The organism is Streptomyces sp. MBT53, from assembly GCF_016654115.1.
GTDB lineage: Bacteria > Actinomycetota > Actinomycetes > Streptomycetales > Streptomycetaceae > Streptomyces.
Window position 1 is genome coordinate 37,864 of the sequence record NZ_JAEQAZ010000085.1, and the last position, 22,256, is coordinate 60,119.

Consider the following 22,256-nt stretch of genomic DNA (forward strand, 5'->3'; position numbering starts at 1 on the left):
CCCTCCCTCAGTGCCCGGTCGTGGGGTTGTACGTCGCCGACTTCACGGGCATCTCAACCGTGAGAGGGCCGGACTTGGCAAAGTGCAGCTTCACGGTCACGTTGTCGCCCTGCTTCAGCGTGTGCTTCAGCTTGTCGAACATCAGGTGGTTGCCGCCGCTCTTGAACACGAGTTGACCGTGTGCGGGCACATCGAGGGACGTGACCTCCTCCATCGCCTGGCCGACCGTCTCGTGCACGGAGACCGGGCCGACGTCGCTGGTGACGGAGGTCAACTCGTCCTTCGCGTCGCCCTTGTTGGCGATGTCCAGGAAGCCCGCCGCCATGTCCGAGACCGGCTGGGGCATGTAGGCGGAGCCCACGGAGAGCTGGGCCTTCGTGTCGTCCGCGCCGCAGCCGGTGAGGAGCAGCGCGCCGCTCAGCACCGCGACGGGCACGGCGAACCGCCTCACGGTGTCTCCCCCTTGATGATCTTGGGGAGGTCCTTGGTGTAGTCGTCGACGGTGGTGTCCTGGCCGTAGAGCAGGTAACCGCCGTTGGTCTTCGGCGAGAACGCGACGACCTGGGTGCCGTGGACGGAGACGAGCTTGCCGTTCTTGTCCTTGGAGGTCGGCTCGATGGAGATGCCCAGGGTGCGGGCGCCGGCCTGGATGGTGGCGAAGGAGCCGGTCAGGCCGACGAACTGGGTGTCGATGCCCTTGAGCCACTTGCCGAGTTCCGGCGCGGTGTCCCGGGCCGGGTCGGTGGTGACGAACACGACCAGCAGCTTGTCCTGCTCGGCCTTGGGCAGCGACTTCTTGGCGACGGCGATGTTGTTCATCGTCAGCGGGCAGATGTCGGGGCAGTGGGTGTAGCCGAAGTAGATCAGCGTCGGCCGGTTCTTGGTCTCCGCCCGGAAGTCGTACTTCTTGCCGTGCGTGTCCGTGAGGACCAGGTCCGGCTTCTCGAACGGGGTGTCGAGCACGGTGGCGGCCTGGGTCGCGGTGTCCTCGGAGACCACGGCGACGGGGCTGTTGCCGTCGTCGCCGCTGCCGCAGGCGGAGAGCGTCAGGGTGGCGGCGGCGAGCAGCGCTGCCGCCGCGAACGTCTTCTTGCGCATAGGAAAAATGTCCCAGTTGTGAGAGCTCCGGCGCGCACCGGGGTCGTTGCGCAAGAGTCGCACGGACCCCTGTGCGCGCCATGAGCGGACGGGCCTCAGACGGTCGTACGCCGTCGACCGGCGAGAACGCCGTACGCCACACCGGCGGCGCCGACGGCGATGCCGACCACGCCGAGGACGCGGGCGGTGGTGTCGGAGGAGTCGGCGGACGACGTGGTGTCGGCGGCGGTGTTCTCGGTCTTCTCGGAGGCGTCCTCGGCGGTCGCGCCGGAGGCGGAGGCGGCGGTCAGTTCAAGGGTCGGAGCCGGGTTCTCGGGCTCCTCCTCGCCGTCCTTCTGCACCTCGATCCAGCGCACGACCTCCTTGTCGGAGTAGGTCTGGAGGGCCTTGAAGACGAGCTGGTCGGTGTCCGTGGGCAGCATGCCGACGGAGACCGGGAACTTCTGGAAGTAGCCGGGCTCGACGCCCTTGCCGGTCGCGGTCCAGGTGACCTTGGTGACGGCCTCGGTGATCGTCTCGCCGTGCATCTCGGCGGGCTTGGCCAGCTTCGACTTGGTGACCTTGACGGTCCAGCCGCTGATCGGCTCCGGCATCACGGAGGCCAGCGGGTGGTCGGTCGGGAAGGTGACTTCGAGCTTGGTGGTCGAGGCGTCGTCCCGCTCGTTGGGGACCTTGAAGTCGACGACCGCGTAGCCGCCCTTGAGAGCCGTGCCCTCCGGCTGCACGGAGACGTGCGCGAAGGCGGGGGAGGACAGGACGACAACGGCCGAGCCGGCGACGGCAGCGGCGGCGGCGATACGAGAAGCCTTCATGGAAAGGAGCACTCCACTTCGAGTTCGAGTGAGTTCCGGTGGTGAAGAGGGGCGCGTGAACACCTGGGTGACACCAGGGGTTTCCCGGCGGAAAAAGCCGGGCACGCGCGTGTGCCGCACGACGGCGGCCTCTCCACGCACGGAAGGAGTGCGGTGGTGGTGGTCGCGTCGCGTCAGGCGGCGAGGACGTGTGCGGCGGCCGAGGGCGGGCCGCGGCGGATCACCGAGTGCTGGAGTGCGGTGGTGTGCGGCGCGGGCGGCGCGAAGTGGGCGGTACGCCGCAGCCGCGGACCCGTACCGGGCGCCCCCGGCAGTCCGGCCCGCAGGGCGCGCACCAGGGCGAGCGCCCCGCGCAGGGACCGTACGAGCGCCCCTTCCGCGACTCCGTGCGCCGACAGTTCCATCAGGCGCCGCAGCGCCAGGTCCCCGTGCCGCAGCAGCCAGCCCGCGGCGAGGGCCGCGAGGAGGTGACCGAGCAGCATGGACACGGACGGGAACAGCGACATGGAGGAGGCGGCGGAGGTGGACATGGCGTCCGCCGGGTGGTGCATCGACCCCATGCCGCTCATCCCGCTCATCGAGCCCGAGGCCGGCAGCAGCCGCGCGTCGGCGAGGAGTTGGTGGGCCTGCGCCGGGCTGATCGCCGCCGCGGTGGTCCCGCACAGCAGATGCGCGGCGCGTGCGACGAGCGTGGCGTCGGACGCGGACAGGCTGCCCGTGGTCGACGTACCGGCGCTCTGGCCGAGCCCGAACAGCGTGTGCAGGACGGTCTGTCCGACCGCGAGCAGGGCCGCTATGCCCGGCAGCGAGCGCTCGCGCCCGGCGAGCGGCGCGACGAGGAGGAACGTGGCGAGGAAGCCCGCGCCGAGTGTCCAGAGGGGCACGGTGGCGCAGGAGGCGATGGCATGACCGGCCGCGGCCAGCACGACACAGACCGCGGCGAACACCGCGGCCCGCAGGACCCGGAGTTCACCTCCGGAGCGCGCTGTACGTGGGTGGGGGGCAGTCATGGCGGGCTCATCATCGCACCGGCTCTGTGGACGCCATACGGCAGGTCCACCACACCGGGACGATAATGTGTCATAGATCACAAAGGTCACTCTCCGACGTGAGCTACCTCCGGATACACCAATTACGTTTCGGACACATCCCCCATATGGGCGGCATCACGTCAACTCCGTGCTTACACAGGGGCACTGGCGGCAATAGGTATCGGTATGTCGAGCCGCGGCCAGGAGGCTGGAGCATGAGCATCTGGTGGTCACTCCATCTGAGGCGCGAGGCCGCGAGCGTTCCGCTCGCCCGCCGGCTTCTCCTCGGCACGATGGAGACCGCGGGCGTCGACCCGGACATCTCCTACGACCTCTCGGTCGCCCTCAGCGAGGCGTGCGCCAACGCCGTCGAGCACGGCGGCGACACCGAGCCCGGCGCGTCCTCGGAGGCGTACCGCGTCACCGCGTATCTCGACGGCGAGACCTGCCGTATCGAGGTCGCCGACTCGGGCCCCGGCTTCGCGCGCGCCCAGGCCGTCCGCCCGGCCCCGAGCGAGGCGGAGAACGGCCGGGGGCTGTGTCTCATCCAGGAGCTCGCCGACCACGTTCACATCGGCAACAAGCCGGGTGTGGGCGGCGCGGTGGTGAGCTTCGACAAGATCCTGAAATGGCGGAAGGACGCACCGCTGATCGCGGTGTGACGGCCCGTCCGAAGCGCGTCCCCCGGGGGCGGCGCCACGGCAGAATCCGCGCATGGACATCCGACCCGAACAACTGGCCGAGGGCTTGACGCTGCGGCTCGCCGAGCCGGCCGACGCCCCGGCCCTCGCCGCCGCCTTCGCCGCGAACCGGAGCCCCTGGGAGCCGTACCGCCCGGACGTCTTCTTCACCGCCGAAGGGCAGCGCGGACGGCTGCACGCGCTGCTGCGGGAGTACCGGGAGGGCCGGGTCGTGCCGCTGCTCCTCGTGTCCGGCGAGCGGGTCGCCGGGGCCTTCACCCTGGCCGGGATCGTGCTCGGCTCCTTCCGCAGCGGCTCGCTCGGCTACTGGATCACCGCCGACCTGCGGGGGCGCGGCCTGGCCACCGCAGGGGTCGAGCAGGTGTGCCGGATCGCGCGGGAGACGATCGGCCTGCACCGGCTTGAGGCGGTCACGCCGCTCGACAACCTGGCCTCCCAACGCGTCCTGGAGAAAAGCGGGTTCGAGCCGATCGGCATGGCTCCGCGCTATACGCACATCGGCGGGGAGTGGCGGGACCACCGGCTGTTCCAGCGGATCCTGCACGACGACGACCCGACTTCAGCTTTCTGAGAATTCTTACGTTGCGCACAGCGCACGCTCACGCCCTTGACGGCGGCCGTCCATAGCTTCGCGATCATGACGGGAAACCTTGAGAAGCACGGGAACCACAGAGACAAAACGATCAGCCGCCGCCGCGCCCTCGCGGTGACCGGCGGGACGGTCGCGGCCGGCGGCCTGGCGGTGGCCGGGCTGCAGTCGGCCTTCGCCGACACCGCGGACACGACGACCGACGCGGACGCGACGGCCACGGCGACCTCGACCAGCAGTGAGTGCATGACGCTGATGACGAGCGTCACCGAGGGCCCGTACTACCTCGACGGTGCCCTGGTGCGCAAGGACATCACCGAGGGCAAGGCGGGCGTCCCGCTCACCCTGCGCCTGACCGTCGTCGACGCCACCGACGGCTGCACCCCGGTCAAGGGCGCGGCCGTGGAGATCTGGCACTGCGACGCCTGGGGCTACTACTCCGGCTACACCACCGCCAACCCCGGCGGCTCGGCCCCCGCCGAGAGCGAGGAGGGCGACAGCGCCAACGACCAGACCTACCTGCGCGGTTACCAGATCGCCAACGCCAACGGGGTCGTCAAGTTCGAGACGATCTTCCCCGGCTGGTACACCCCGCGCACCTGCCACATCCACGTGAAGGTGCACACCGGCGGCGAGAAGGAGGACGGCACCTACGAGGGCGGCAAGGTCAACTACACCGGCCAGCTGTTCTTCGCCGACGACATCGCCGAGGAGATCTTCACCCTCGATCCCTACTCCAAGCACACGGGCTCGTACACCGTTCTCGCCGACGACATGGTCTACGACGGCGGAGGCGCCACCAGCGGCCTGCTCACCCTCAAGGCCGTCCACAAGAAGGACCCCTCCAAGGGCTACAAGGGCTCCCTGACGCTCGGCGTCGACCCGGACGCCGAGAGCACGGGCGCGGGCAGCGGCGGAGGCGGCACACCCCCGAGCGGCGCCCCCAGCGACGCCCCGACGGGCACCCCGCCGTCCGACAGCGCCTCCCCTACGGCATCCGCCTCCTCGTAAGGTACGACGATGCAGAGCCGCGAGGACGAGGCACTGGCGCGGGCCGCCGTGGACGCGCTCACCGGGCAACTGGCGCTGGCTCCCAAGCCGGGCCTGCCCGACCCGCGTGACCTGGACGCCCGCAGCACGCGCCGGGAGCACGACAGTCTGCGCTGGTCGGCCAGGGCGCTGGAGCCCGGCCTCGCGGCGATGGCCGCCGCCGCCCGCCGTGCCGGCGAGCCCACGCCGGCGCTTCGGGCGGAACTGGGCGCGATCGGCCGGTGCACCGAGCACTCGGTCGGCCTGGCCGGAGGCGGCCACAAGGGCGCTCTGTGGGCCCTCGGCTTCCTGGTCGCCGCGGTCGCCCTGGACCCCGGCGCCGAGGCCCGCGAGATCACCGCGAACACCAGGAAGATGGCCGCGTTCAACGACAAGGGCGCCCCCAGGCGCCCCTCCCGTGGTTCGTCGATCTCCGTCAAGTACGGCGCGGCCGGCGCCCGGGGCGAGGCAAGGGCCGGATTCCCGCACGTACGCAGGGCGTTGGACACCCTGGCCACCACCCGCGCGGCCGGCGCCACGGAGACCCAGGCCCGCCTGGACGCCCTCCTCACCGTGATGTCCACCCTCCAGGACACTGAACTCCTGCACACCGCGGGCCCGTTGGGCCTGCGCCAGGTCCAGGCGGGAGCCCGCGGCATCCTGGAGGCGGGCGGCACGGCCACGGACGCGGGCGCGGAGGCCCTGGCCGCCTTGGACACCGACCTCCACGCGCGCGCGTGGAGCCCTCGCGGAAGCGCGGGACTCCTGGCGGGAGCGCTGTTTTTGGACTCGGTGTCGGTCAACTCACTGGCGCGGACCGGCTGATCCGCCGACGACGCCGGACCGCTCCGGGGCGTGCGGTCCGCTGCCCCGCTCGCAGCCGATCGGCCGGCCGGCGCGGCCTGTCCGGTCGTCGCCCGCGGCCGGACCGGCGACTGTCCGAAGGTCACTTCACCAACTCCGGCCGCCTGACCGTCACTTCACCCGCGCGGGTCGCCCGCCGCGTCGCCGGTCCCATCGCGTACGACGCCGCCACCGTCGCGCCGCCCAGCAGCAGCCAGCCCGGTGTGCCCCACTCCAGAAGGAGGGAGGTCAGTACCAGGGGGCCCATTGTTCGGGCCACGGTCACGCCGGTTCCGAAGAAGCCCTGGTACTCGCCCACCCGGTCGGCGGGGGCCAGCGCGAAGGACAGTTGCCAGGAACCCGCCGACTGCCCCATCTCGGCGGCCACTTGGAGGACCGCCCCGACCACCAGCGCCCCCACCGCCACCCACGGCGACGCGCCCGCCGACAGTGCGAAGGCCGCGCAGGCCGCCAGCATCACCCAGCCCGAACGCCGCACCACGCGCGTGGCCGACGCGAGCCCCGTGACCCCGCGTGCCGTCCGGACCTGGAAGACCATCACCGCACCGGTGTTGAGCACGAACAGCGCGGACACCAGCCAGGTCGGCGCGTCGGTCCGCTCGGCGATCCACAGCGGCAGCCCGAGGCTGAGCAGCGGCATCCGCAGCAGCAGCACGGTGTTGAGGAGCGTGACGACGACGTACGGGCGGTCCCGCAGGACACCGAGACCGCCCGCCCTCCTCACCTGAACGCTCGGTACCGACGGCAGCCGCAGCAGCAACCCCGCGCACACCAGGAAACTCACCGCGTCCAGCGCGAACACCCCGAGGTACGCCGATCGCGTCCCCGCCCGCAGCGCGAGCCCGCCGAGGCCCGCGCCCACCGCGAGACCGGCGTTCAGCGTCGACTGGAGGTGGGCCAGCAGCCCGGTCCGCTCCCCGGCGGACACCAGTCCCGCCAGCAGCGCCTGCCGGGCCGCCGCGAGCCCCGACTGTGCGGAGGCGTAGGCGCACGCGGCGAGCACGAACGGCACGAATCCCCGCACGACGAGGAAGGACGCCACCGCGAGCCCGGTCGCCAGCGCCAGCAGCACCGCCGTACCGCGCGGCCCGCGCCGGTCGGCCAGCCGCCCCAGCGGCACGCCCACCAGCGAACCGACGGCCCACGCGAGGGTGAGTCCGAGGCCCACGCGCGCGGGGGCGAGCCCGACGACGTGGGTGAAGTACAGCGCCGAGGTCACGTAGTAGGCGCCGTCACCGACGGAGTTGGTCAACTGGGCCAGCGCGAGGGTGCGTTGCGGGCCTGCGGGCGGGACGAGTGCGTTCGTCATGGCTACGACGTTAGAAGCTCATTGGGTCTCCGTTGAGACCCAATAGCCCTTCCATTTGTTGGTCCAATTCAGGACCCGTCCAACACTCGCCCCAGCACCTCCAACGCCTCCGGATAGACCCGCTCCCGAGGCGTCCCGTACCCCACCACCAGCCCCTGCGGGCGCCCCTCGCCCGCCGTATGCCAGTGCTCGCCGAGCCGCCCGACCGCGAGCCCCTCCTTCTCGGCGCGCGTCACTACGGCCTCCTCGTCGTCGACCTCCACCAGCGCGTGCAGCCCGGCCGCGATCCCGCGCACGCCGCCGCGCGCCCCCAGTCGGTCGAGGAGCTGGTCGCGGCGGCGCCGGTAGCGCAGTCGGCACGCGCGCACGTGCCGGTCGTAGGCGTGGCTGTCGATCAGTTCGGCGAGGGCCAGCTGGCCGATGGTCTCGGTGTGGTGGTCGCTGTGCAGCTTGGCGTCGGCGACCGGGTCGACCAGGTGGGGCGGCAGCACCATCCAGCCGAGCCGCAGCGCGGGCCCGAGCGTCTTGGAGGCGGTGCCCAGGTACGCGACCTGTCCCGGCGCCATCCCCTGGAGCGCGCCCACGGGCTGCCGGTCGTAGCGGAACTCCCCGTCGTAGTCGTCCTCGACGATCAGTCCCCCACGCGCGCGTGCCCAGTCGGTCAGCGCCCGTCTGCGCTCCGGGTGCAGAGTCACGCCGGTCGGGTACTGGTGGGCCGGTGTCAGCACCACGGCCGCCGCGTCCCCCAACTCCTCCGCGCGGGCGCCCCGTTCGTCGACCCCTACGGGGACCACGTCGCCGCCGTTGTGCCGGACCACCTCCCGGTGGAACGGCAGTCCGGGGTCCTCCATGGCCACCCGGGAACCGTCGAGCACGCGCGTGAGGAGCGCGAGCCCCTGTACGTACCCGGAGGTGATGACGATCCGCTCCGGGGGCGCGATCACCCCGCGCGCCCGCCCCAGGTAGCCGGACAGCGCGGTGCGCAGTTCGAGGCGACCGCGCGGATCGCCGTAGTCGTACGCCAGGGAGGGTGCCGTCGCGATGGCGCGGCGCAGCGCGCGCAGCCAGGCCGCCGCCGGGAACGCGCCGACGTCCGGGCTGCCGGGCCGCAGGTCGAAACGGGGTACGCGCGCGCGTGCCGCCGCCCCCGGTGTCTCCGCGGCGACGGAGGGCAGCAGCGCGACCTGGGTGCCGGAGCCCTGGCGGGCGGTCAGATAGCCCTCGGCGACGAGTTGGTCGTAGGCCGCCTTGGCGGTGCCCCTGGAGACGCCGAGTTCGGTCGCGAGGCGTCTGGTGGCCGGGAGGCGGGTTCCGGGGGCCAGCCGGCCGTCGCGTACGGCGTCCCGGAGCGCGCGTTCGAGACCGGCGCGCCGGCCGCCCTCCGGGTCGGGTTCCAGATGCAGGTCGACCCCGACACCGGACCAGAAGTCGTTCACGAAAAAGCCCTCCCCCTAGGCATACGACAGCCGTGCGACAGCCATACGACTGCCATGCGACTCGGCACACGAATGGCCGGGCACCGCACGTGTGCCCGGCCATCAGTCTTGTATCAGTTGTCGGCTGTCAGCCCTTGAGGGACGCCATCCAGCTCTCGACCTCGGCCGAGGTGCGGGGCAGCTCGTCGGAGAGGTTCCGGTTGCCGTCCTCGGTGACCAGGATGTCGTCCTCGATGCGGACACCGATGCCCCGGTACTCCTCGGGGACGGTCAGGTCGTCCGCCTGGAAGTACAGGCCGGGCTCCACCGTGAGGACCATGCCGGGCTCCAGCGTGCCCTCGACGTACGTCTCGGTCCGCGCGGCGGCGCAGTCGTGGACGTCCATGCCGAGCATGTGGCCGGTGCCGTGCAGCGTCCAGCGGCGCTGGAGGCCCAGCTCCAGGACGCGCTCCACGGGACCCTCGACAAGGCCCCACTCGACGATCTTCTCGGCCAGCACGCGCTGTGCCGCGTCGTGGAAGTCGCGGTACTTGCCGCCCGGCTGCACCGCCGCGATACCGGCCTCCTGGGCCTCGTACACGGCGTCGTAGATCTGCTTCTGGAGTTCGGTGAAGCGGCCGTTGATCGGGAGCGTGCGGGTGACGTCGGCGGTGTACAGGGTGTGCGTCTCGACGCCGGCGTCCAGGAGGAGCAGGTCGCCGGAGCGGACCGGGCCGTCGTTGCGCACCCAGTGCAGGGTGGTGGCGTGCGGGCCCGCGGCGCAGATCGAGCCGTAGCCGACGTCGTTGCCCTCGACGCGCGCGCGGAGGAAGAACGTGCCCTCGATGTAGCGCTCGCTCGTCGCCTCGGCCTTGTCGAGGACGCGCACGACGTCCTCGAAGCCGCGGACCGTCGAGTCGACGGCCTTCTGCAGCTCGGCGATCTCGAACTCGTCCTTGACCAGGCGGGCCTCGGAGAGGAAGACCCGCAGTTCCTCGTCGCGCTCGGCGGTGACCTTGTCGGTCAGCGCGGCCTCGATGCCGGCGTCGTAGCCGCGCACGACGCGCACCGGGCCGGTGGCCTCGCGGAGCGCCTCGGGCAGTTCGCGGACGTCGGCGGCGGGGATGCCGTAGAGCGCCTCGGACTCGGTCAGCGAGTGCCGGCGGCCGACCCACAGCTCGCCCTGGCCGGAGAGCCAGAACTCGCCGTTCTCGCGGTCGGAGCGCGGCAGGAGGTAGATCGTCGCCTTGTGGCCCTCGGTGGTGGGCTCCAGGACGAGGACGCCGTCCTCGGTGAGGTTGCCCGTCAGGTACGCGTACTCGACCGACGCCCGGAAGGGGTACTCGGTGTCGTTCGAGCGGGTCTTCAGGTTGCCCGCGGGGATCACCAGGCGCTCGCCCGGGAAGCGCGCGGAGAGCGCGGCGCGGCGGCGGGCGGTGTGCTCGGCCTGCTCGACGGGCCGCAGGTCGTGCAGCTCGGTGTCGGCCCAGCCGGACTTCATGCTGTCGGCCAACTCGTCGGAGACGCCCGGATACAGGCCGTTCTTCCGCTTCTTGATCGGCTCCTCAGACTCAGTCTCCGGGGTCTCCGGGGTGAGCTCGTCGGCCACGGTCATCCTCCTAGATACGGCACTGGACCCCCTCCATCGTACGGTCGTACGGAAGGGGGCCCAGGGCCGTATGGCCTGTTACACATGGCTTCCGGGCGACTACTCGAAACGGGCCGCCAGGAGGACGACGTCCTCGTCGCTGTCGGCCGTGTCGAGGCCGTCCGGCAGTACGGTCCGCAGCACGTGGTCGGCGATCGCGGCCGGGTCGGCGCGCAGCGCCTTGGGGACGCTCGCCGCCGCCGAGTGCAGCCGGGCGAAGGCGCGGTCCATGGGGTCGCCGGTACGGTGCAGCAGCCCGTCCGTGTAGAGCAGAACCGTCTCGCCGGGCTCGGCCTCCAGCTCCACGCTCGGCGCCTCCCAGCAGGCCAGCATGCCGAGCGGCGCGGACACGGAGGTCTCCACGAACTCCGTGCGCCGCTCGCCGACCAGCAGCGGCGGGCTGTGTCCCGCGCCGGCCAGGGTGATCTTGCGCAGCGCGGGCTCGCAGTAGGCGAACAGGGCGGTGGCCGAGCGGGCGGGCTCGGTGAGCCTCAGGAGGAGTTCGAGGTCGGACAGGACCGCGACCGGGTCCTCGCCCTCCATCACCGCGTACGCCCGCAGGGAGGCCCTCAGCCGGCCCATCGCGGCGATGGCGCTCGGCCCGGAACCGGTCACCGAGCCGACGGCGAGGCCGAGCGCGGCGTCCGGGAGCGGCAGCGCGTCGTACCAGTCGCCGCCGCCGCGCGGACCCGTGCGGTGCAGCGCGGCGAGCTGGACACCGGCCACGCGGGGGAGCCGGGACGGCAGCAGCTCCTCGGCGATGGTCGCCATGCACGCGCGCGTGCGCTCGACTTCGAGGAGCCGCGCCAGGTGCTCGGTGGCGTACCGGGCGTACAGGCCGACGAGATGGCGCTGCCGCTCGACCGGCTCGGCGGGCTCGTCGTACAGCCACACGGCGGCGCCCAGGCGTCCGGCCGCGTCGGTCGCCAGGGGCAGCGCGTAACTGGCCGCGTAGCCGAGGCGTACGGCGACCTCGCGGTGGCGCGGGTCGAGGCCGTCCTCGGCGAACAGGTCGGCGTGGACGATCTCACCGCCCTCACCGCCCGGCGCCCCGGCAGGACCGTCCAGAATCTGGCCGTAGGACATCGCCCCGCGCGGGACCGTCTCGATGTGGCCGAGGTCGGAGCGGTCCAGGCCCAGGCCGATGGTGGTGTCGGGGCCCAGGTCGTCGCCGGGTTCCAGGACGACGAGTCCGCGCCGGGCGCCCACCAGGGCGGCTCCGGCGCGCAGCAGTTCCTGGAGTGCGTCCGCGAGTGCGTCCGTGCGTGCCAGTCGTTCCGTGAGTTCGTGGAGGGTCGTGAGGTCGGAGACCCAGCCGGCGAGACGGTCCTGGAGCAGGGCACTTGGCGCGTTCGGAGCGGTGTCCGGCAGGTTCTGGACGTTGGGCGAAGGGGCCGGAGGGGTACCGGTGGCGGCAGGCGCGGGCGCGACAGTGTGTGCGGGCGAGGGAACCGTTGAATCGATTCCAGCCACTTTCGGAGGGTGAGGGGCGTTCATGGCGTCCGGCTTTCCGACCGGTGCGTATTGCTCAAAAGCATCGCAAACCCCCATGTCATTCTGCGCCGCTGGCAGTGTCTCCACATGTACACGCACTCGTGAGGGGATGTCCAGCATTGTCCTGCTGGGATTCCTGGTGTCCATGGGTTTCGCGGGGGCATTTCGCTCTCCCCTTGCGGATTGGCAAAGTTGGCTTAAAACTGCATCAGGGGACGGTCCATTGAGGTCGACTGGGTTTGCTCGACGGAGCGTCACAGCGGTCGTGATGGGTACGTACTCGGAGAAGACCAGGGGTGGCGGGGGCCGCCCGGAACCTGGTGAGGGACCCGGGCGTCTTAACCACCGACGATCGTGCCCCATCCTCCCGTGGCGGAGGCGGAGAGAAATACGCGGGACGGCAAAACGCCAGACTTCGCCACCCCCACGCCACGCCCATGCTTTTCAAGCACGCACGGGTTCCCCTTGCTTCACGCAGGGGTGTGATGCGCCAACAGGTACGCACAGTGAAGTGATCGACACATGGTGTGATGTGGTCCTCGGTGTTGCCAGCGGTGCAACGGAAAGGAACGAGCGCTCATGCGCGAGATCCTCGGAAAGCGACGCAGGCTCCTGTCCAGGCGAGACAACAGGAGGTCTGAGATGCTCAGCGCGGCCCTGACCTTCGCCACTGAATGGCAATGGCCCGTACTCCCGGGCGTGGCACCCGATCCCCAGGGACGGGCCCGCTGCGGCTGTCCGGACCCTGAGTGCACGGTGCCCGGCGCCCACCCCTTCGACCCCGGCCTCCTCGCGGCCACCACCGACGCCCGCATGGTGCGCTGGTGGTGGGGCAACCGCCCCGCCGCGCCCATCGTCCTCGCCACCGGCGACAAGGCCCCCTGCGCGGTCAGCCTGCCCGCACCCGCGGCCGCCCGGGCCCTGGCCGCGCTCGACCTCCAGGGCATGCGCCTCGGCCCGGTCGTCGCCGCGCCCACCCGCTGGTCGCTGCTCGTCAAGCCGTACTCCCTGGAGCAGCTGGGCGAGCTGCTCTACGCCAAGGACCACGTCCCCGGCTCGCTCCGCTTCCACGGCGAGGGCGGCTACCTCGCCCTGCCGCCCTCCGAGACCGGCCAGGGCCAGATCCGCTGGGAGCGCGCACCACTGCCCGGCTCGTCCTCGCCCTGGGTCCCCGATGTCGAGGCCGTGGTCGACGCCGTGGTCGAGGCCCTCACTCGTACGGGTGTGAGCGCCCCCGAGTTGTAGGGGTGTCGGGCGCGCACGGACCGTGGCGCCCGTGGTTGGTCGTTATCTTCCGCTCTATGAACCTTCGTCTGCTCGCCCTCGCGGGCGTCGCGGTGTGCGCGGTCGCGCTGCCGCTGGCCGTGGCGTCCGCGGGACCCGTACGCGACGAGGGTCACGCGGTCGTACGTTCCCTGGTCCACTCCTCCGACGACGACCGGGACGATGACCGGAAGGTGCCGTCCGCCGCGCCCTCGCCGGCGCCCACCCGCTCCCCGCTGACCCTCGGCCTGGGGCTGGCCACTGCGGCCCGCTGCGGACCCGAACTCTCCACCCCCGACGGCATCGAGGCGCAGACCTGTGTCATGACGCAGGGCGAGGAGACCTGGGCGCGCACCTACTACCGGAACGCGACCGGCGACGACCTGGACGCGGTGCTGAGCCTCATGGGGCCGGCGGACCGCACCGTGCAGATGCACTGCGCCGTGAGCGCTGAGGACGAGCCCTCGCTGTGCGAGACGCCCCGGGAGCACACACAGGGTGGTCCGGCGGACTACACGGCTGTCGCGGAGTTCGCCGCCGGGCCGGGCGGGCACGGTCCGCTGTTGCTGCGCTCGGGGAGCAACTCCTCGGCGCCTACGGCGAGTTGACGGACGGCGTCGTTCCGTACACGCGGGCCGGGCATGAAAAGACCCGGTTGCTGGCGACGGGGGATGCACCAGCAACCGGGCTACTCGAACGGTAACAAGAGATCGGCGGTTCGCAAATTCGATCTCGGCTATTCGGACACCGACTTGCCTTTCACAACGGGGAGTTGTGACAGGAGTCACCGGAGTGAACAGGCCTGTTGCGACTGACCGGTCGGTCAGCCGAACCCCTGCGCCCCTCCGGGTGTCAGCTCAGCGTGACCTGCCGGTTGGTGAGGCCGCCGCGCGCGCGGCGCTCGTCCGCGGTGAGCGGGGTGTCCGTGGCCAGCGCGGCGGTCAGGCGCTCGGCGAACTCGGCGGCCGGCTTCTCCGTGTCGTCCGCGCCGAACCCGCTCGGGAGGTCCCAGACGGGCACGGTCAGACCGTGAGCACGGAAGGACCCCACGAGGCGCGTGCCCTCACCGAGACCGGAGCGACCGGCCGCGTGCAGCCGGGCGAGAGCGTCCAGAAGCTGCTCCTCCGGGTACGGCATCACCCAGCGCAGGTGGTTCTTGTCCGGCGTCTCGCACCAGTACGCGGCGTCCACGCCCTGGAGTTTCACGGTCGGGATGGCGGCGGCGTTGGCGCGCTCCAGGGAGGCGGTCACCTCGGGCGACGCGTTCTCCGCCTCCGGAACCCAGAATTCGAAGCCCGTGTGCACAACTGGCTCGAACGCGCCTTCAGGGTCGAGCAGTTCCTGCAGCCGCGGCCCGTCGGCCGGGGCGCGGCGGGACTGCACCGGAGTGCCCGGGTCCGCGACCAGCGCGCGCTGGAGGGTGTCGGCGAGGTCGCGGCTGATGTCGCCGGACGCCGTGTCGTTCTGCAGGCCGAGCAGCACCGAGCCGTCGTCCCGGCGCAGGGCCGGCCAGGCCATCGGCAACACCGTGGCCAGCGTGACCGACGGAACCCCTTCGGGGAGGCCGCCCTTCAGCGGCAGCGCGACCGTGGCGGCCGGCACCAGCTCGCGCAGCGCCACCCAGTCGCCCTCGCCGGGCAGCCCCTCGAAGGGCCGCTGCACCAGCTCGGTCACCGCGTGCGCGGCGGCCCGGCCGTGGCACGCCTTGTAGCGGCGGCCGCTGCCGCAGGGGCAGGGCTCGCGGGCACCGACCACCGGGACCTCTGCGTCGCTGAGCTGAGGCCGCTTGGCCGTGGTCTGGGGTCGCTTCTTGGCCATCGTGGGTGTCTCCCGGTTACGGCTCGTCTCGTACGGGCGGGAGCCTAGCCGTTCACGCCATGACCGACGGGAGCCTGTGGACAACGAGGCGACACGGGTCGACGGCGGACCCACCTGTGGAAAACCCGGTGACCCGGGCCTCCTACGGGAAACCCGGCGCCTGTGGACGGACGGGGCGGTTCTGCGGGGACGGCTCAGGCGGGGTCGCCGTGGCGGACGCGTCGGTCCGGGTTGTCGGGACGGTGGGTCGGTGGGTCGGTCCAGGTTGTCGAAGGGGCGGGTCGGTCGGGGTCGTCGTGGTGGACGAGTCGATCCAGGTCGTTGGTGAACGGGTGGGTGGGTTCAGGCCGTCGAAGGGGATGGGTAGGTCTGGGGCGTTGTGGTGGACGGGGCGGTCCGGGTCGTCTTGGCGGGCGAACCAATCCAGGTCGTCGACGGACGGATGGGTGGGTTCAGGCCGTCGAAGCGGACGGGTGGGTCCAGGCCGTCGGGGCCGACAGGTCGGTCCGGGGTGTGGTGGCGGACAGGTCATCCAGGTCGTCGACGGATGCGCCGGTTCAGGTCGCCGACTGGGTCGTGGGCGGATGCCCCGGTTCAGGTCGTCGGCGGACGCCCATGCCCAGGCCGTCGTTGCGGACGTGCCAGATCAAGTTGTCCCGGCGGACGCCAGTCCAGGTCGTCCCGGCGGACACCAGTCCAAGTCGCCTCAGCGGATGCCTCAGTCCAAGCCGTCGTGGCGGACGCGTCAGTCCAGGTCGCCGCAACGAACCTGCCGTCCAAGCCGCCGCAGCGAACGTGTCAGTCCAAGCCGCCGCAGCGCACGCGCGTCAGTCCAAGTCCTCGTAGGCGTCCGCGAAGCCCAGCCGGGGGCCCGCGGAGACCGTCGGGGCCGTGACGCGCGCGGCGAAGTCGTCGCGCCGGTGTGCGGCGTCCGGATCATGGACGTCCTCGTGGACGACGACCCACACCGTGACCTCGCCCCGGGTGTCGTCGCGTACGCCCCAGTCGTCGGCCAGCGCGGTGATGATGTTCAGGCCGCGTCCGCCGTGCGCCGTGACCGACGGGGTGGCCGGAGCCGGGCGGGTCGGGCCGCCGCCGTCCGTCACCTCGACGGTGAGCCGTCCGCCGGTGTCCACGCGCCAGGCGCAGCGGACGTCGCCGTCACCGGCCAGGGCGTCGCCCAGGGGCCTGCCGTGTTTGCACGCATTGCTGAGAAGTTCGGAAAGGATCAGTACGGCATCGTCGATGACCGATTCCGACACACCGCCCGTGCGCAACTGGTCGCGCATGCGATGTCTTGCCTGCCCCACGCCCGCAGGGCCATGGGTCACGGCCATGCTCGACGACGTGGGCACCTCCTGTGCCACCACCAACGCCACCCCCGAGACCTCCTTCGCCCCACGCCACGGTGTGGATGCCCTCTTGGCCTGTACCGGAAACCGGCCAATCCACGTTCAGTGACGCATTCGCAACGATCGAACACGGACCGAACGCGCCGGAGCACTCCCCGTAATCGGGTGGCTTGTTTTCGATGGTGTGGCCGAGTTCGGAGGATGGTGCAGGTGAGGTGCCCGGGTCAAGGGGTGTTTGGCGGTCTTTATGAGGTTCTTTAATGTTCCCTACCGAGCTGGCTCAGAACGGCCCGCGGCCGGTTGGTGATGATGGCGTCAATGCCCAGGTCAACGCAGAGATCGACGTCCTCGGGCTCGTTGACGGTCCACACATGCACCCGATGACCGGCGTTTTTCAGCCGCTCGATATACGCAGGGTGATTGCGCACGATCCTGATCGAGGGGCCTGCGATCCGGACACCGGCCGGAAGTCGACCGTCCCTCAGGCGGGGCGAGAGGAACTGCAACAGGTAGACCGTCGGCAGCGTCGGGGACGCGGCCCGCACCCGGTGCAAAGATCGCGCCGAGAAACTCATGACCCTTACCGGGGAATCGGCCGCGGAGGCCGGGGCGTCGAGCCCGAAGCGCTTCAGGAGCACCAGCAGCCGTTCCTCGACCTGCCCCGCCCAGCGCGTCGGATGCTTCGTCTCGATGGCCAGCTCCACCCGCCGGCCCGCGTCCGCGACGAGTTCGAGCAGCCGCTCCAGGGTGAGTACGGAGGTGTCCGCGCGGTCCTCGGGAAGGTGCTCCCAGTCCGGCTCCTCGTCCCGTGTCCGCCAGGAGTCGCGGGACAGGTCGCGGCCCTTCCAGGAGCCGAAGTCGAGGGCGGCCAGATCGGCGAGTTCCAGTGCCGAGACCGCTCCGCGTCCGTTCGACGTACGGTTGACGCGTCGGTCGTGGACGCAGACGAGATGGCCGTCGGCGGTCAGTCGTACATCGCACTCAAGCGCGTCCGCGCCGTCCTCGATCGCCTTCTTGTAGGCGGCGAGGGTGTGTTCGGGAGCCTCTTCGGAGGCTCCGCGGTGGGCGACGACTTGGATCCGGTGCTGCCGTGCGTGGGTCACCGCGTCATGGTGCCACCGCAAAGGGGTACACGTGGAACCGAGAAGGCGTATATATGCGGCTTTTTGGTGTTGATGACCGCTTATAAAGGATCGCCATGGACCCACAGGCACCGCTTATGGTGCCCTGACGTCCGGTGGGAAAAGCTGACGGCATACAAAAGCACCAGCACAGCTGTTTCGCGCCGGACCGTCGACAAGCGTGAACGAGTGTGACCGCATGCTTCCGAGAACAACAGCCGTGGACCGAGGAGAAGAGCTGTGAGCACCGAGAACGAGGGCACTGAGGTACCCCCGGCCCCGTCTGCACCTCCTGTGCCGGTGGAATCTCCCGCAGCTTCCCCGCAGGCGGCTGCGCCCGAGGGGGGCGCGCCCACCACGCCGCTCCCCCCGGTGCCTCCGAGCACCCCGCAGGACGGCGCGTACGCCGGGCAGGCGCCCGCGTTCGGCGCCGCGCCCCAGGCATCCGGCTCCGAGGGCACGGGATCCGCGCCCGACGCCGCCTGGCCGCCCCCGCCCGCCACACCGTCGTACGCCGACGGAGGCACGGCCGCGGGCGCGTACGGCGGCGAGGGCGTGGGCGGCTACGGCGGCGACGGCTACGGAGCCGACGGCGCGGCCGGTGCCGGTGGCTACGGCGGTGACGGCACGGGCGGCTGGGGCACCCCGTACCAGCAGCCGGCGCCCAAGAAGTCCGGCGGAAGAGGCGGGCTGATCGCCGCCGTCCTGATCGCCGCGCTCGTCGCCGGCGGCCTGGGCGGTGGCCTCGGCTACACCCTGGCCAAGGACAACGACAACGGCAACTCCACCACCGTCTCCTCCGACACCGGCAGCAGCGCCTCCGTCAAGCGCGACCCGGGCACCATCGCCGCGGTGGCCGCCAAGTCCCTGCCCAGCACGGTCACCATCGAGGCCGAGAGCACCAGCGGCGAGGGCGGCACCGGCACGGGCTTCGTCTTCGACACCCAGGGCCACATCGTCACCAACAACCACGTCGTCGCCGACGCGGTCGACGGCGGCAAGCTCACCGCGACCTTCCCGAACGGCAAGAAGTACGACGCCGAGATCGTCGGTCACGCCCAGGGCTACGACGTGGCGGTCATCAAGCTCAAGAACGCCCCCACCGACCTCAAGCCGCTCGCCCTCGGCGACTCGGACAAGGTGGCCGTGGGCGACGAGACGATCGCCATCGGCGCCCCCTTCGGCCTGTCCAACACGGTCACCACGGGCATCATCAGCGCCAAGAACCGCCCGGTGGCCTCCAGCGACGGCAGCGCCACCAGCAAGGCGTCCTACATGAGCGCCCTGCAGACCGACGCCTCCATCAACCCCGGCAACTCGGGCGGCCCGCTGCTCGACGCCCAGGGCTCGGTCATCGGCATCAACTCCGCGATCCAGTCGACCAGCAGCGGCGGCCTCAGCGGCAGCAGCCAGTCCGGCTCGATCGGCCTGGGCTTCGCCATCCCGATCAACCAGGCGAAGTACGTCGCCCAGCAGCTGATCAAGACCGGCAAGCCGGTGTACGCCAAGATCGGCGCCTCCGTCTCCCTGGAGGACAGCACCGGGGGCGCGACGATCACCACCGGCTCCTCGGCGATCGAGGCCGGCGGCCCCGCGGCCAAGGCGGGCCTCAAGGCCGGCGACGTCATCACCAAGTTCGACGGTTCGGTGATCGACAGCGGCCCGACCCTCATCGGCGAGATCTGGACCCACAAGCCCGACGACAAGGTCTCGATCACCTACAAGCGCGACGGCACGGAGCACACCACCGAACTGACCCTGGCTTCGCGGGTCGGCGACAACTGACGTAGCGCACCGAGCGACCGACCGGCGGGCCGGGCAAGGGTTTCCTTGCCCGGCCCGCCCGTTTTCCGCCCTCTCCCCCATGGGCGCGTACACACCAGGGGAACTGGATTCCTCCCGGCGGCGAAGTACGGGTGAAAGCCCAATCTTCAGCAGCGTGTTCGCCTGGACGATTCGCACGGCGGATCGCATGGACGAGAGGAGCCCCGATGACCGTCGAACCAGGCGTCAGGGTGGGGCAGGACACTGGCACCTCCACGAGTGACGCCTCGGAGATCGAACGGTCCTGGAACGAGCCCGAGGCATTCGCCGTGCTCTTCGACCGCCACGCCGACTCGGTGCACCGTTACGCGGCGCGCCGGCTCGGTCCCGAGGTGGCCGAGGACCTGATGGCGGAGACGTTCACCATCGCGTTCCAGCAGCGCTTCCGCTACAACACGGAACTGGCCGACGCCCGCCCGTGGTTGTTCGGCATCGCGACCAACCTCGTGGGCCGCCACCGGCGCGCCGAGGCCCGCCGGCTGAAGGCGATCGGCCGCCTGCCGTCCGCCGCCCCCGCCGACGGCTCCGAGGACACGGTCGCCGACCGGGTGGCCGCACGGGTCAGCGCAGAGGCCGTACGCGGCGAACTGGCCCTGGGCATGGCCCGGTTGCCGGCCCGACACCGGGACGTGCTGCTGCTGGTCGCCTGGGCCGACCTCGGCTACGAGGAGGTCGCCCGCGCCCTGGAGATACCGGTGGGAACGGTCCGGTCTCGGCTGCACAGGGCCCGCAGAAAACTCCGTGACGCATTGGGCGGATCCGACCCGACAACCTTCCGAGAGGGAACCGACGTTGAGGAATCCGACGATGAATGAGATGCGGCTCCTGAGGGAGTGGGACGCGGACGCACCCCCGCTCACGGACCACGCACGCGCGCGTGCCCGTCTGCGCCTGTACGAGACGATGAGCGCCCCGGTCGCCACCGGGGCCGTCGGACGCCGCCCGCTCCTGCGGATCGCGGTGGCCGGCGTCGCGACGGCGGCGGTCGCCACGACCGTCCTGGTCGCCAACGACTCCTCGCCCCGCACCCAGCCGGTGAGCGCGACCACCGTGCTGCGGGGTGCGGCCACCGAGGAACGCAGACTGGAGAAGCCGATCGCCCCGCGCGACGACCAGTTCATCTACACCAAGGAGATCATCAAGGAACGCCCGGCCGGGGGCGGTTCGACCAGGACGTACGTCGACGAGAGCTGGGACTCGGTCGACGGCTCCAAGAAGTCCTACGTCAGCGAACTGGGCCACAAGCAGTGGGTCCCGGTGTACCAGCCGGGCCAGGGCAACTGGCCACCGCGCAAGTGGAACCTGCTGAAGCAACTCCCCACGGATCCGCACAAGTTGCTGATCGCCCTCCGGGACGGCTCCCTCAAGCCGGACTACAACAGGCCGATGAAGGCGGCGGATTGGCCGATGACCCAGTTCCTCGTGTCGGGTCTGCTCCGCACCCCCGTCCTCCCGAAGGGACTCCGCTCCGCGGCCTACGAGGCCCTCGCCGCCGTCCCCGGCATCAGGGTCCTGCCCCACCAGAAGGACGCCGACGGCCGCGCGGGCATCGGTATCCAGTACGTCGGTCCCTCCGGAACCCCCTGGGCGGGTGGCGGACCGGTCCTGGTCTTCGACCCGGACACGTACCGGTACCTGGGCATGCACGACCGGCGGACGGCGGGCGGGACGACGTACGAACAGTGGTCGTACGTCGCCGCGAGCGCCGTGGTGGACCGGGTGATGCAGCGGCCGTAGCGAGGTGACGTACAGGTCGGAGGGGGTGTCGCCCGACGGGCGGCGCCCCTGCCACCATGAGCCATGCGACCGGACGACTGGCACCTCACCCACGACGTCGACGACTTCCTCGCCCGGGCGGGAGAGTTCCTGCGCTCACGCCCCGCACAGCACACTTTGACGCTCACCAGGATCGAGAAGATACGGGAGCGCGGAGCGGACGGGGGCGGCGCGGAGACCCCGCTGTTCGGCCGACTGGAATACGGGGGCGAGGTCCAAGCGGCCTTCCACCGCATCGCCGCCCGCCGCCACCTGAACCCCACCGCACTCACCCCCGAGCAGGCCGACACCCTCGCCACGCACCTGGCCGGGCTCGGCCAACCGCTCTCCGGCGTCCTCTCGGACCACGCCACGGCCGACGCGTTCGCCAAGGCCTGGGAACGCCACACGGGCGGGACATCAGTCCGCACCTGGGGCGCCCGCCTCCACCGTCTCGGCACACTCACCCCACCGAAGCCGACCCCGGAAGGCCGGGCCCGAGCCGCGGGCGCACACGACCAGGACCGGGACCAAGTCGTGCGCTGGTGCCGAGAGTTCTGCGTCGACGTCGGAGAGACCGTCTCCATGGACCTCATCGACGCGGGCGCCTGGTCCACCTCGCGCTTCGGCGACCGACACTTCACGTTCTGAGAGACCCCGGACGGCACCCCCACCTCCATGGCGGCCGTCACGTCGATGACCGCCGGCATGATCCGCGTGGACCCGGTCTACACCCCCGCCCACCTCCGCGCCCACGGCTACGCGGGCGCCGTGACAACGGCGGTGAGCCAAGCCGCACTGACCGCCGGCGCGACGGACGTCGTCCTGTTCGCAGACCCGGCGAACGCTACGAGCTGCGCGCTGTATCGGCGCATTGGGTTCGTGGCGGTGGGGGATTTCGTGGGGTACGACTTCTTGGGGGCGGCGCCGGGTAGCTCCACGGGATGCCTCCGGCGGGACCACGCCCCCCACGCATCCTGGATGCCGGTACGCTGTACCCGCTCCGTCCCTGGTGGGCGGCTGCGCAGGTGGGTTGCCCGAGCGGCCTAAGGGAACGGTCTTGAAAACCGTCGTGGCAGCGATGTCACCGTGGGTTCAAATCCCACACCCACCGCGGTGTTGGTAAGGGGCGC

The 22,256-nt window shown here is 71.2% G+C and carries 20 protein-coding genes, 1 tRNA gene and 1 pseudogene; 11 read left to right on the plus strand and 11 right to left on the minus strand.

Going from position 1 to position 22,256, the window contains the following annotated elements; genetic code table 11:
* Positions 1 to 7 precede the first annotated feature (7 nt).
* The 4 genes from JHN45_RS27985 to JHN45_RS28000 all read right to left on the minus strand — a co-directional run bounded on the left by JHN45_RS27985 (position 8) and on the right by JHN45_RS28000 (position 2,920).
* A complete protein-coding gene (locus JHN45_RS27985) occupies positions 8 to 451 on the minus strand; it encodes a copper chaperone PCu(A)C (protein WP_201051159.1) in 444 nt (147 codons plus the stop codon).
* Positions 448 to 1,098, minus strand: coding sequence for an SCO family protein (locus tag JHN45_RS27990; RefSeq protein WP_200709325.1), 651 nt, complete (start codon positions 1,096 to 1,098; stop codon positions 448 to 450). The genes JHN45_RS27985 and JHN45_RS27990 overlap by 4 nt, the downstream gene beginning before the upstream one ends.
* A 95-nt stretch (positions 1,099 to 1,193) precedes the next feature.
* A complete protein-coding gene (locus JHN45_RS27995; RefSeq protein ID WP_200709326.1) occupies positions 1,194 to 1,910 on the minus strand; it encodes a YcnI family protein in 717 nt (238 codons plus the stop codon).
* Positions 1,911 to 2,083: 173 nt separating this feature from the next.
* The gene (locus JHN45_RS28000; RefSeq protein WP_200709327.1) at positions 2,084 to 2,920 is read right to left on the minus strand and encodes a hypothetical protein; all 837 of its coding nucleotides are present in this window, start codon (positions 2,918 to 2,920) and stop codon (positions 2,084 to 2,086) included.
* 236 nt (positions 2,921 to 3,156) lie between these two features.
* Between JHN45_RS28000 and JHN45_RS28005 the strand changes: the two genes are divergently transcribed.
* From JHN45_RS28005 to JHN45_RS28020, 4 genes are all read left to right on the plus strand, one after another.
* Positions 3,157 to 3,603, plus strand: a complete 447-nt coding sequence (locus JHN45_RS28005; protein WP_200709328.1) for an ATP-binding protein — start codon at positions 3,157 to 3,159, stop codon at positions 3,601 to 3,603.
* A 52-nt stretch (positions 3,604 to 3,655) separates the two neighbouring features.
* Positions 3,656 to 4,213 carry a GNAT family N-acetyltransferase gene (locus JHN45_RS28010; protein ID WP_200709329.1) on the plus strand — a complete coding sequence of 186 codons (558 nt, stop codon included), beginning with the start codon at positions 3,656 to 3,658 and terminating at the stop codon, positions 4,211 to 4,213.
* 66 nt (positions 4,214 to 4,279) lie between these two features.
* Positions 4,280 to 5,242, plus strand: a complete 963-nt coding sequence (locus tag JHN45_RS28015) for an intradiol ring-cleavage dioxygenase (protein WP_234467630.1) — start codon at positions 4,280 to 4,282, stop codon at positions 5,240 to 5,242.
* 9 nt (positions 5,243 to 5,251) lie between these two features.
* Positions 5,252 to 6,085, plus strand: a complete 834-nt coding sequence (locus tag JHN45_RS28020; protein WP_201051167.1) for a triphosphoribosyl-dephospho-CoA synthase — start codon at positions 5,252 to 5,254, stop codon at positions 6,083 to 6,085.
* Between the two features lie 121 nt (positions 6,086 to 6,206).
* On the opposite strand, the gene JHN45_RS28025 is transcribed toward JHN45_RS28020, so the two are convergent.
* From JHN45_RS28025 to JHN45_RS28040, 4 genes are all read right to left on the minus strand, one after another.
* Positions 6,207 to 7,433 (minus strand): MFS transporter, encoded by a 1,227-nt coding sequence (locus JHN45_RS28025; protein ID WP_201051169.1) that lies wholly within the window; start codon positions 7,431 to 7,433, stop codon positions 6,207 to 6,209.
* A 68-nt stretch (positions 7,434 to 7,501) separates the two neighbouring features.
* On the minus strand, positions 7,502 to 8,869 hold the full coding sequence (locus JHN45_RS28030; RefSeq protein ID WP_201051171.1) for a PLP-dependent aminotransferase family protein: 1,368 nt from the start codon (positions 8,867 to 8,869) through the stop codon (positions 7,502 to 7,504).
* Positions 8,870 to 8,996: 127 nt separating this feature from the next.
* Positions 8,997 to 10,463: an aminopeptidase P family protein gene (locus JHN45_RS28035; protein ID WP_201051173.1), complete on the minus strand. Its 1,467-nt coding sequence runs from the start codon at positions 10,461 to 10,463 to the stop codon at positions 8,997 to 8,999.
* A gap of 93 nt (positions 10,464 to 10,556) precedes the next feature.
* Positions 10,557 to 12,110 carry a PP2C family protein-serine/threonine phosphatase gene (locus JHN45_RS28040; protein WP_201051180.1) on the minus strand — a complete coding sequence of 518 codons (1,554 nt, stop codon included), beginning with the start codon at positions 12,108 to 12,110 and terminating at the stop codon, positions 10,557 to 10,559.
* Between the two features lie 459 nt (positions 12,111 to 12,569).
* Here JHN45_RS28040 and JHN45_RS28045 point away from each other — a divergent pair, with 459 nt between their 5' ends.
* Positions 12,570 to 13,235 carry a bifunctional DNA primase/polymerase gene (locus JHN45_RS28045; protein ID WP_200709335.1) on the plus strand — a complete coding sequence of 222 codons (666 nt, stop codon included), beginning with the start codon at positions 12,570 to 12,572 and terminating at the stop codon, positions 13,233 to 13,235.
* 56 nt (positions 13,236 to 13,291) lie between these two features.
* A complete protein-coding gene (locus tag JHN45_RS28050; protein ID WP_200709336.1) occupies positions 13,292 to 13,861 on the plus strand; it encodes a hypothetical protein in 570 nt (189 codons plus the stop codon).
* A 244-nt stretch (positions 13,862 to 14,105) separates the two neighbouring features.
* On the opposite strand, the gene JHN45_RS28055 is transcribed toward JHN45_RS28050, so the two are convergent.
* From JHN45_RS28055 to JHN45_RS28065, 3 genes are all read right to left on the minus strand, one after another.
* Positions 14,106 to 15,071 (minus strand): DUF5926 family protein, encoded by a 966-nt coding sequence (locus JHN45_RS28055; protein ID WP_200709337.1) that lies wholly within the window; start codon positions 15,069 to 15,071, stop codon positions 14,106 to 14,108.
* 827 nt (positions 15,072 to 15,898) lie between these two features.
* Positions 15,899 to 16,450 (minus strand): ATP-binding protein, encoded by a 552-nt coding sequence (locus JHN45_RS28060; RefSeq protein WP_200709338.1) that lies wholly within the window; start codon positions 16,448 to 16,450, stop codon positions 15,899 to 15,901.
* Positions 16,451 to 16,680: 230 nt separating this feature from the next.
* On the minus strand, positions 16,681 to 17,526 hold the full coding sequence (locus JHN45_RS28065) for a glycerophosphodiester phosphodiesterase (RefSeq protein ID WP_201051182.1): 846 nt from the start codon (positions 17,524 to 17,526) through the stop codon (positions 16,681 to 16,683).
* A gap of 258 nt (positions 17,527 to 17,784) precedes the next feature.
* Between JHN45_RS28065 and JHN45_RS28070 the strand changes: the two genes are divergently transcribed.
* The 5 genes and pseudogenes from JHN45_RS28070 (at position 17,785) to JHN45_RS28090 (ending at position 22,237) form a co-directional block, all read left to right on the plus strand.
* Positions 17,785 to 19,329 carry a S1C family serine protease gene (locus JHN45_RS28070; RefSeq protein WP_201051184.1) on the plus strand — a complete coding sequence of 515 codons (1,545 nt, stop codon included), beginning with the start codon at positions 17,785 to 17,787 and terminating at the stop codon, positions 19,327 to 19,329.
* A 206-nt stretch (positions 19,330 to 19,535) separates the two neighbouring features.
* Positions 19,536 to 20,183, plus strand: a complete 648-nt coding sequence (locus JHN45_RS28075) for an RNA polymerase sigma factor (protein ID WP_200709341.1) — start codon at positions 19,536 to 19,538, stop codon at positions 20,181 to 20,183.
* Positions 20,176 to 21,105: a CU044_5270 family protein gene (locus JHN45_RS28080; protein ID WP_200709342.1), complete on the plus strand. Its 930-nt coding sequence runs from the start codon at positions 20,176 to 20,178 to the stop codon at positions 21,103 to 21,105. The genes JHN45_RS28075 and JHN45_RS28080 overlap by 8 nt, the downstream gene beginning before the upstream one ends.
* A gap of 63 nt (positions 21,106 to 21,168) precedes the next feature.
* A pseudogene (locus JHN45_RS28085) lies at positions 21,169 to 22,038 on the plus strand (GNAT family N-acetyltransferase); the annotation flags it as partial.
* Positions 22,039 to 22,150: 112 nt separating this feature from the next.
* A tRNA-Ser gene (locus JHN45_RS28090) sits at positions 22,151 to 22,237 on the plus strand.
* The last annotated feature ends 19 nt before the right edge of the window (positions 22,238 to 22,256 follow it).

Excerpts from the sequence above, each read along its gene's own strand:
- JHN45_RS27990 (WP_200709325.1), bottom strand. The coding sequence starts at position 1,098 with ATGCGCAAGAAGACGTTCGCGGCGGCAGCGCTGCTCGCCGCCGCCACC.
- JHN45_RS27995 (WP_200709326.1), bottom strand. The coding sequence starts at position 1,910 with ATGAAGGCTTCTCGTATCGCCGCCGCCGCTGCCGTCGCCGGCTCGGCC.
- JHN45_RS28000 (WP_200709327.1), bottom strand. The coding sequence starts at position 2,920 with ATGACTGCCCCCCACCCACGTACAGCGCGCTCCGGAGGTGAACTCCGG.
- JHN45_RS28005 (WP_200709328.1), top strand. The coding sequence starts at position 3,157 with ATGAGCATCTGGTGGTCACTCCATCTGAGGCGCGAGGCCGCGAGCGTT.
- JHN45_RS28010 (WP_200709329.1), top strand. The coding sequence starts at position 3,656 with ATGGACATCCGACCCGAACAACTGGCCGAGGGCTTGACGCTGCGGCTC.
- JHN45_RS28015 (WP_234467630.1), top strand. The coding sequence starts at position 4,280 with ATGACGGGAAACCTTGAGAAGCACGGGAACCACAGAGACAAAACGATC.
- JHN45_RS28020 (WP_201051167.1), top strand. The coding sequence starts at position 5,252 with ATGCAGAGCCGCGAGGACGAGGCACTGGCGCGGGCCGCCGTGGACGCG.
- JHN45_RS28025 (WP_201051169.1), bottom strand. The coding sequence starts at position 7,433 with ATGACGAACGCACTCGTCCCGCCCGCAGGCCCGCAACGCACCCTCGCG.
- JHN45_RS28035 (WP_201051173.1), bottom strand. The coding sequence starts at position 10,463 with ATGACCGTGGCCGACGAGCTCACCCCGGAGACCCCGGAGACTGAGTCT.
- JHN45_RS28040 (WP_201051180.1), bottom strand. The coding sequence starts at position 12,110 with ATGCTGGACATCCCCTCACGAGTGCGTGTACATGTGGAGACACTGCCA.
- JHN45_RS28045 (WP_200709335.1), top strand. The coding sequence starts at position 12,570 with ATGCGCGAGATCCTCGGAAAGCGACGCAGGCTCCTGTCCAGGCGAGAC.
- JHN45_RS28050 (WP_200709336.1), top strand. The coding sequence starts at position 13,292 with ATGAACCTTCGTCTGCTCGCCCTCGCGGGCGTCGCGGTGTGCGCGGTC.
- JHN45_RS28055 (WP_200709337.1), bottom strand. The coding sequence starts at position 15,071 with ATGGCCAAGAAGCGACCCCAGACCACGGCCAAGCGGCCTCAGCTCAGC.
- JHN45_RS28075 (WP_200709341.1), top strand. The coding sequence starts at position 19,536 with ATGACCGTCGAACCAGGCGTCAGGGTGGGGCAGGACACTGGCACCTCC.
- JHN45_RS28080 (WP_200709342.1), top strand. The coding sequence starts at position 20,176 with ATGAATGAGATGCGGCTCCTGAGGGAGTGGGACGCGGACGCACCCCCG.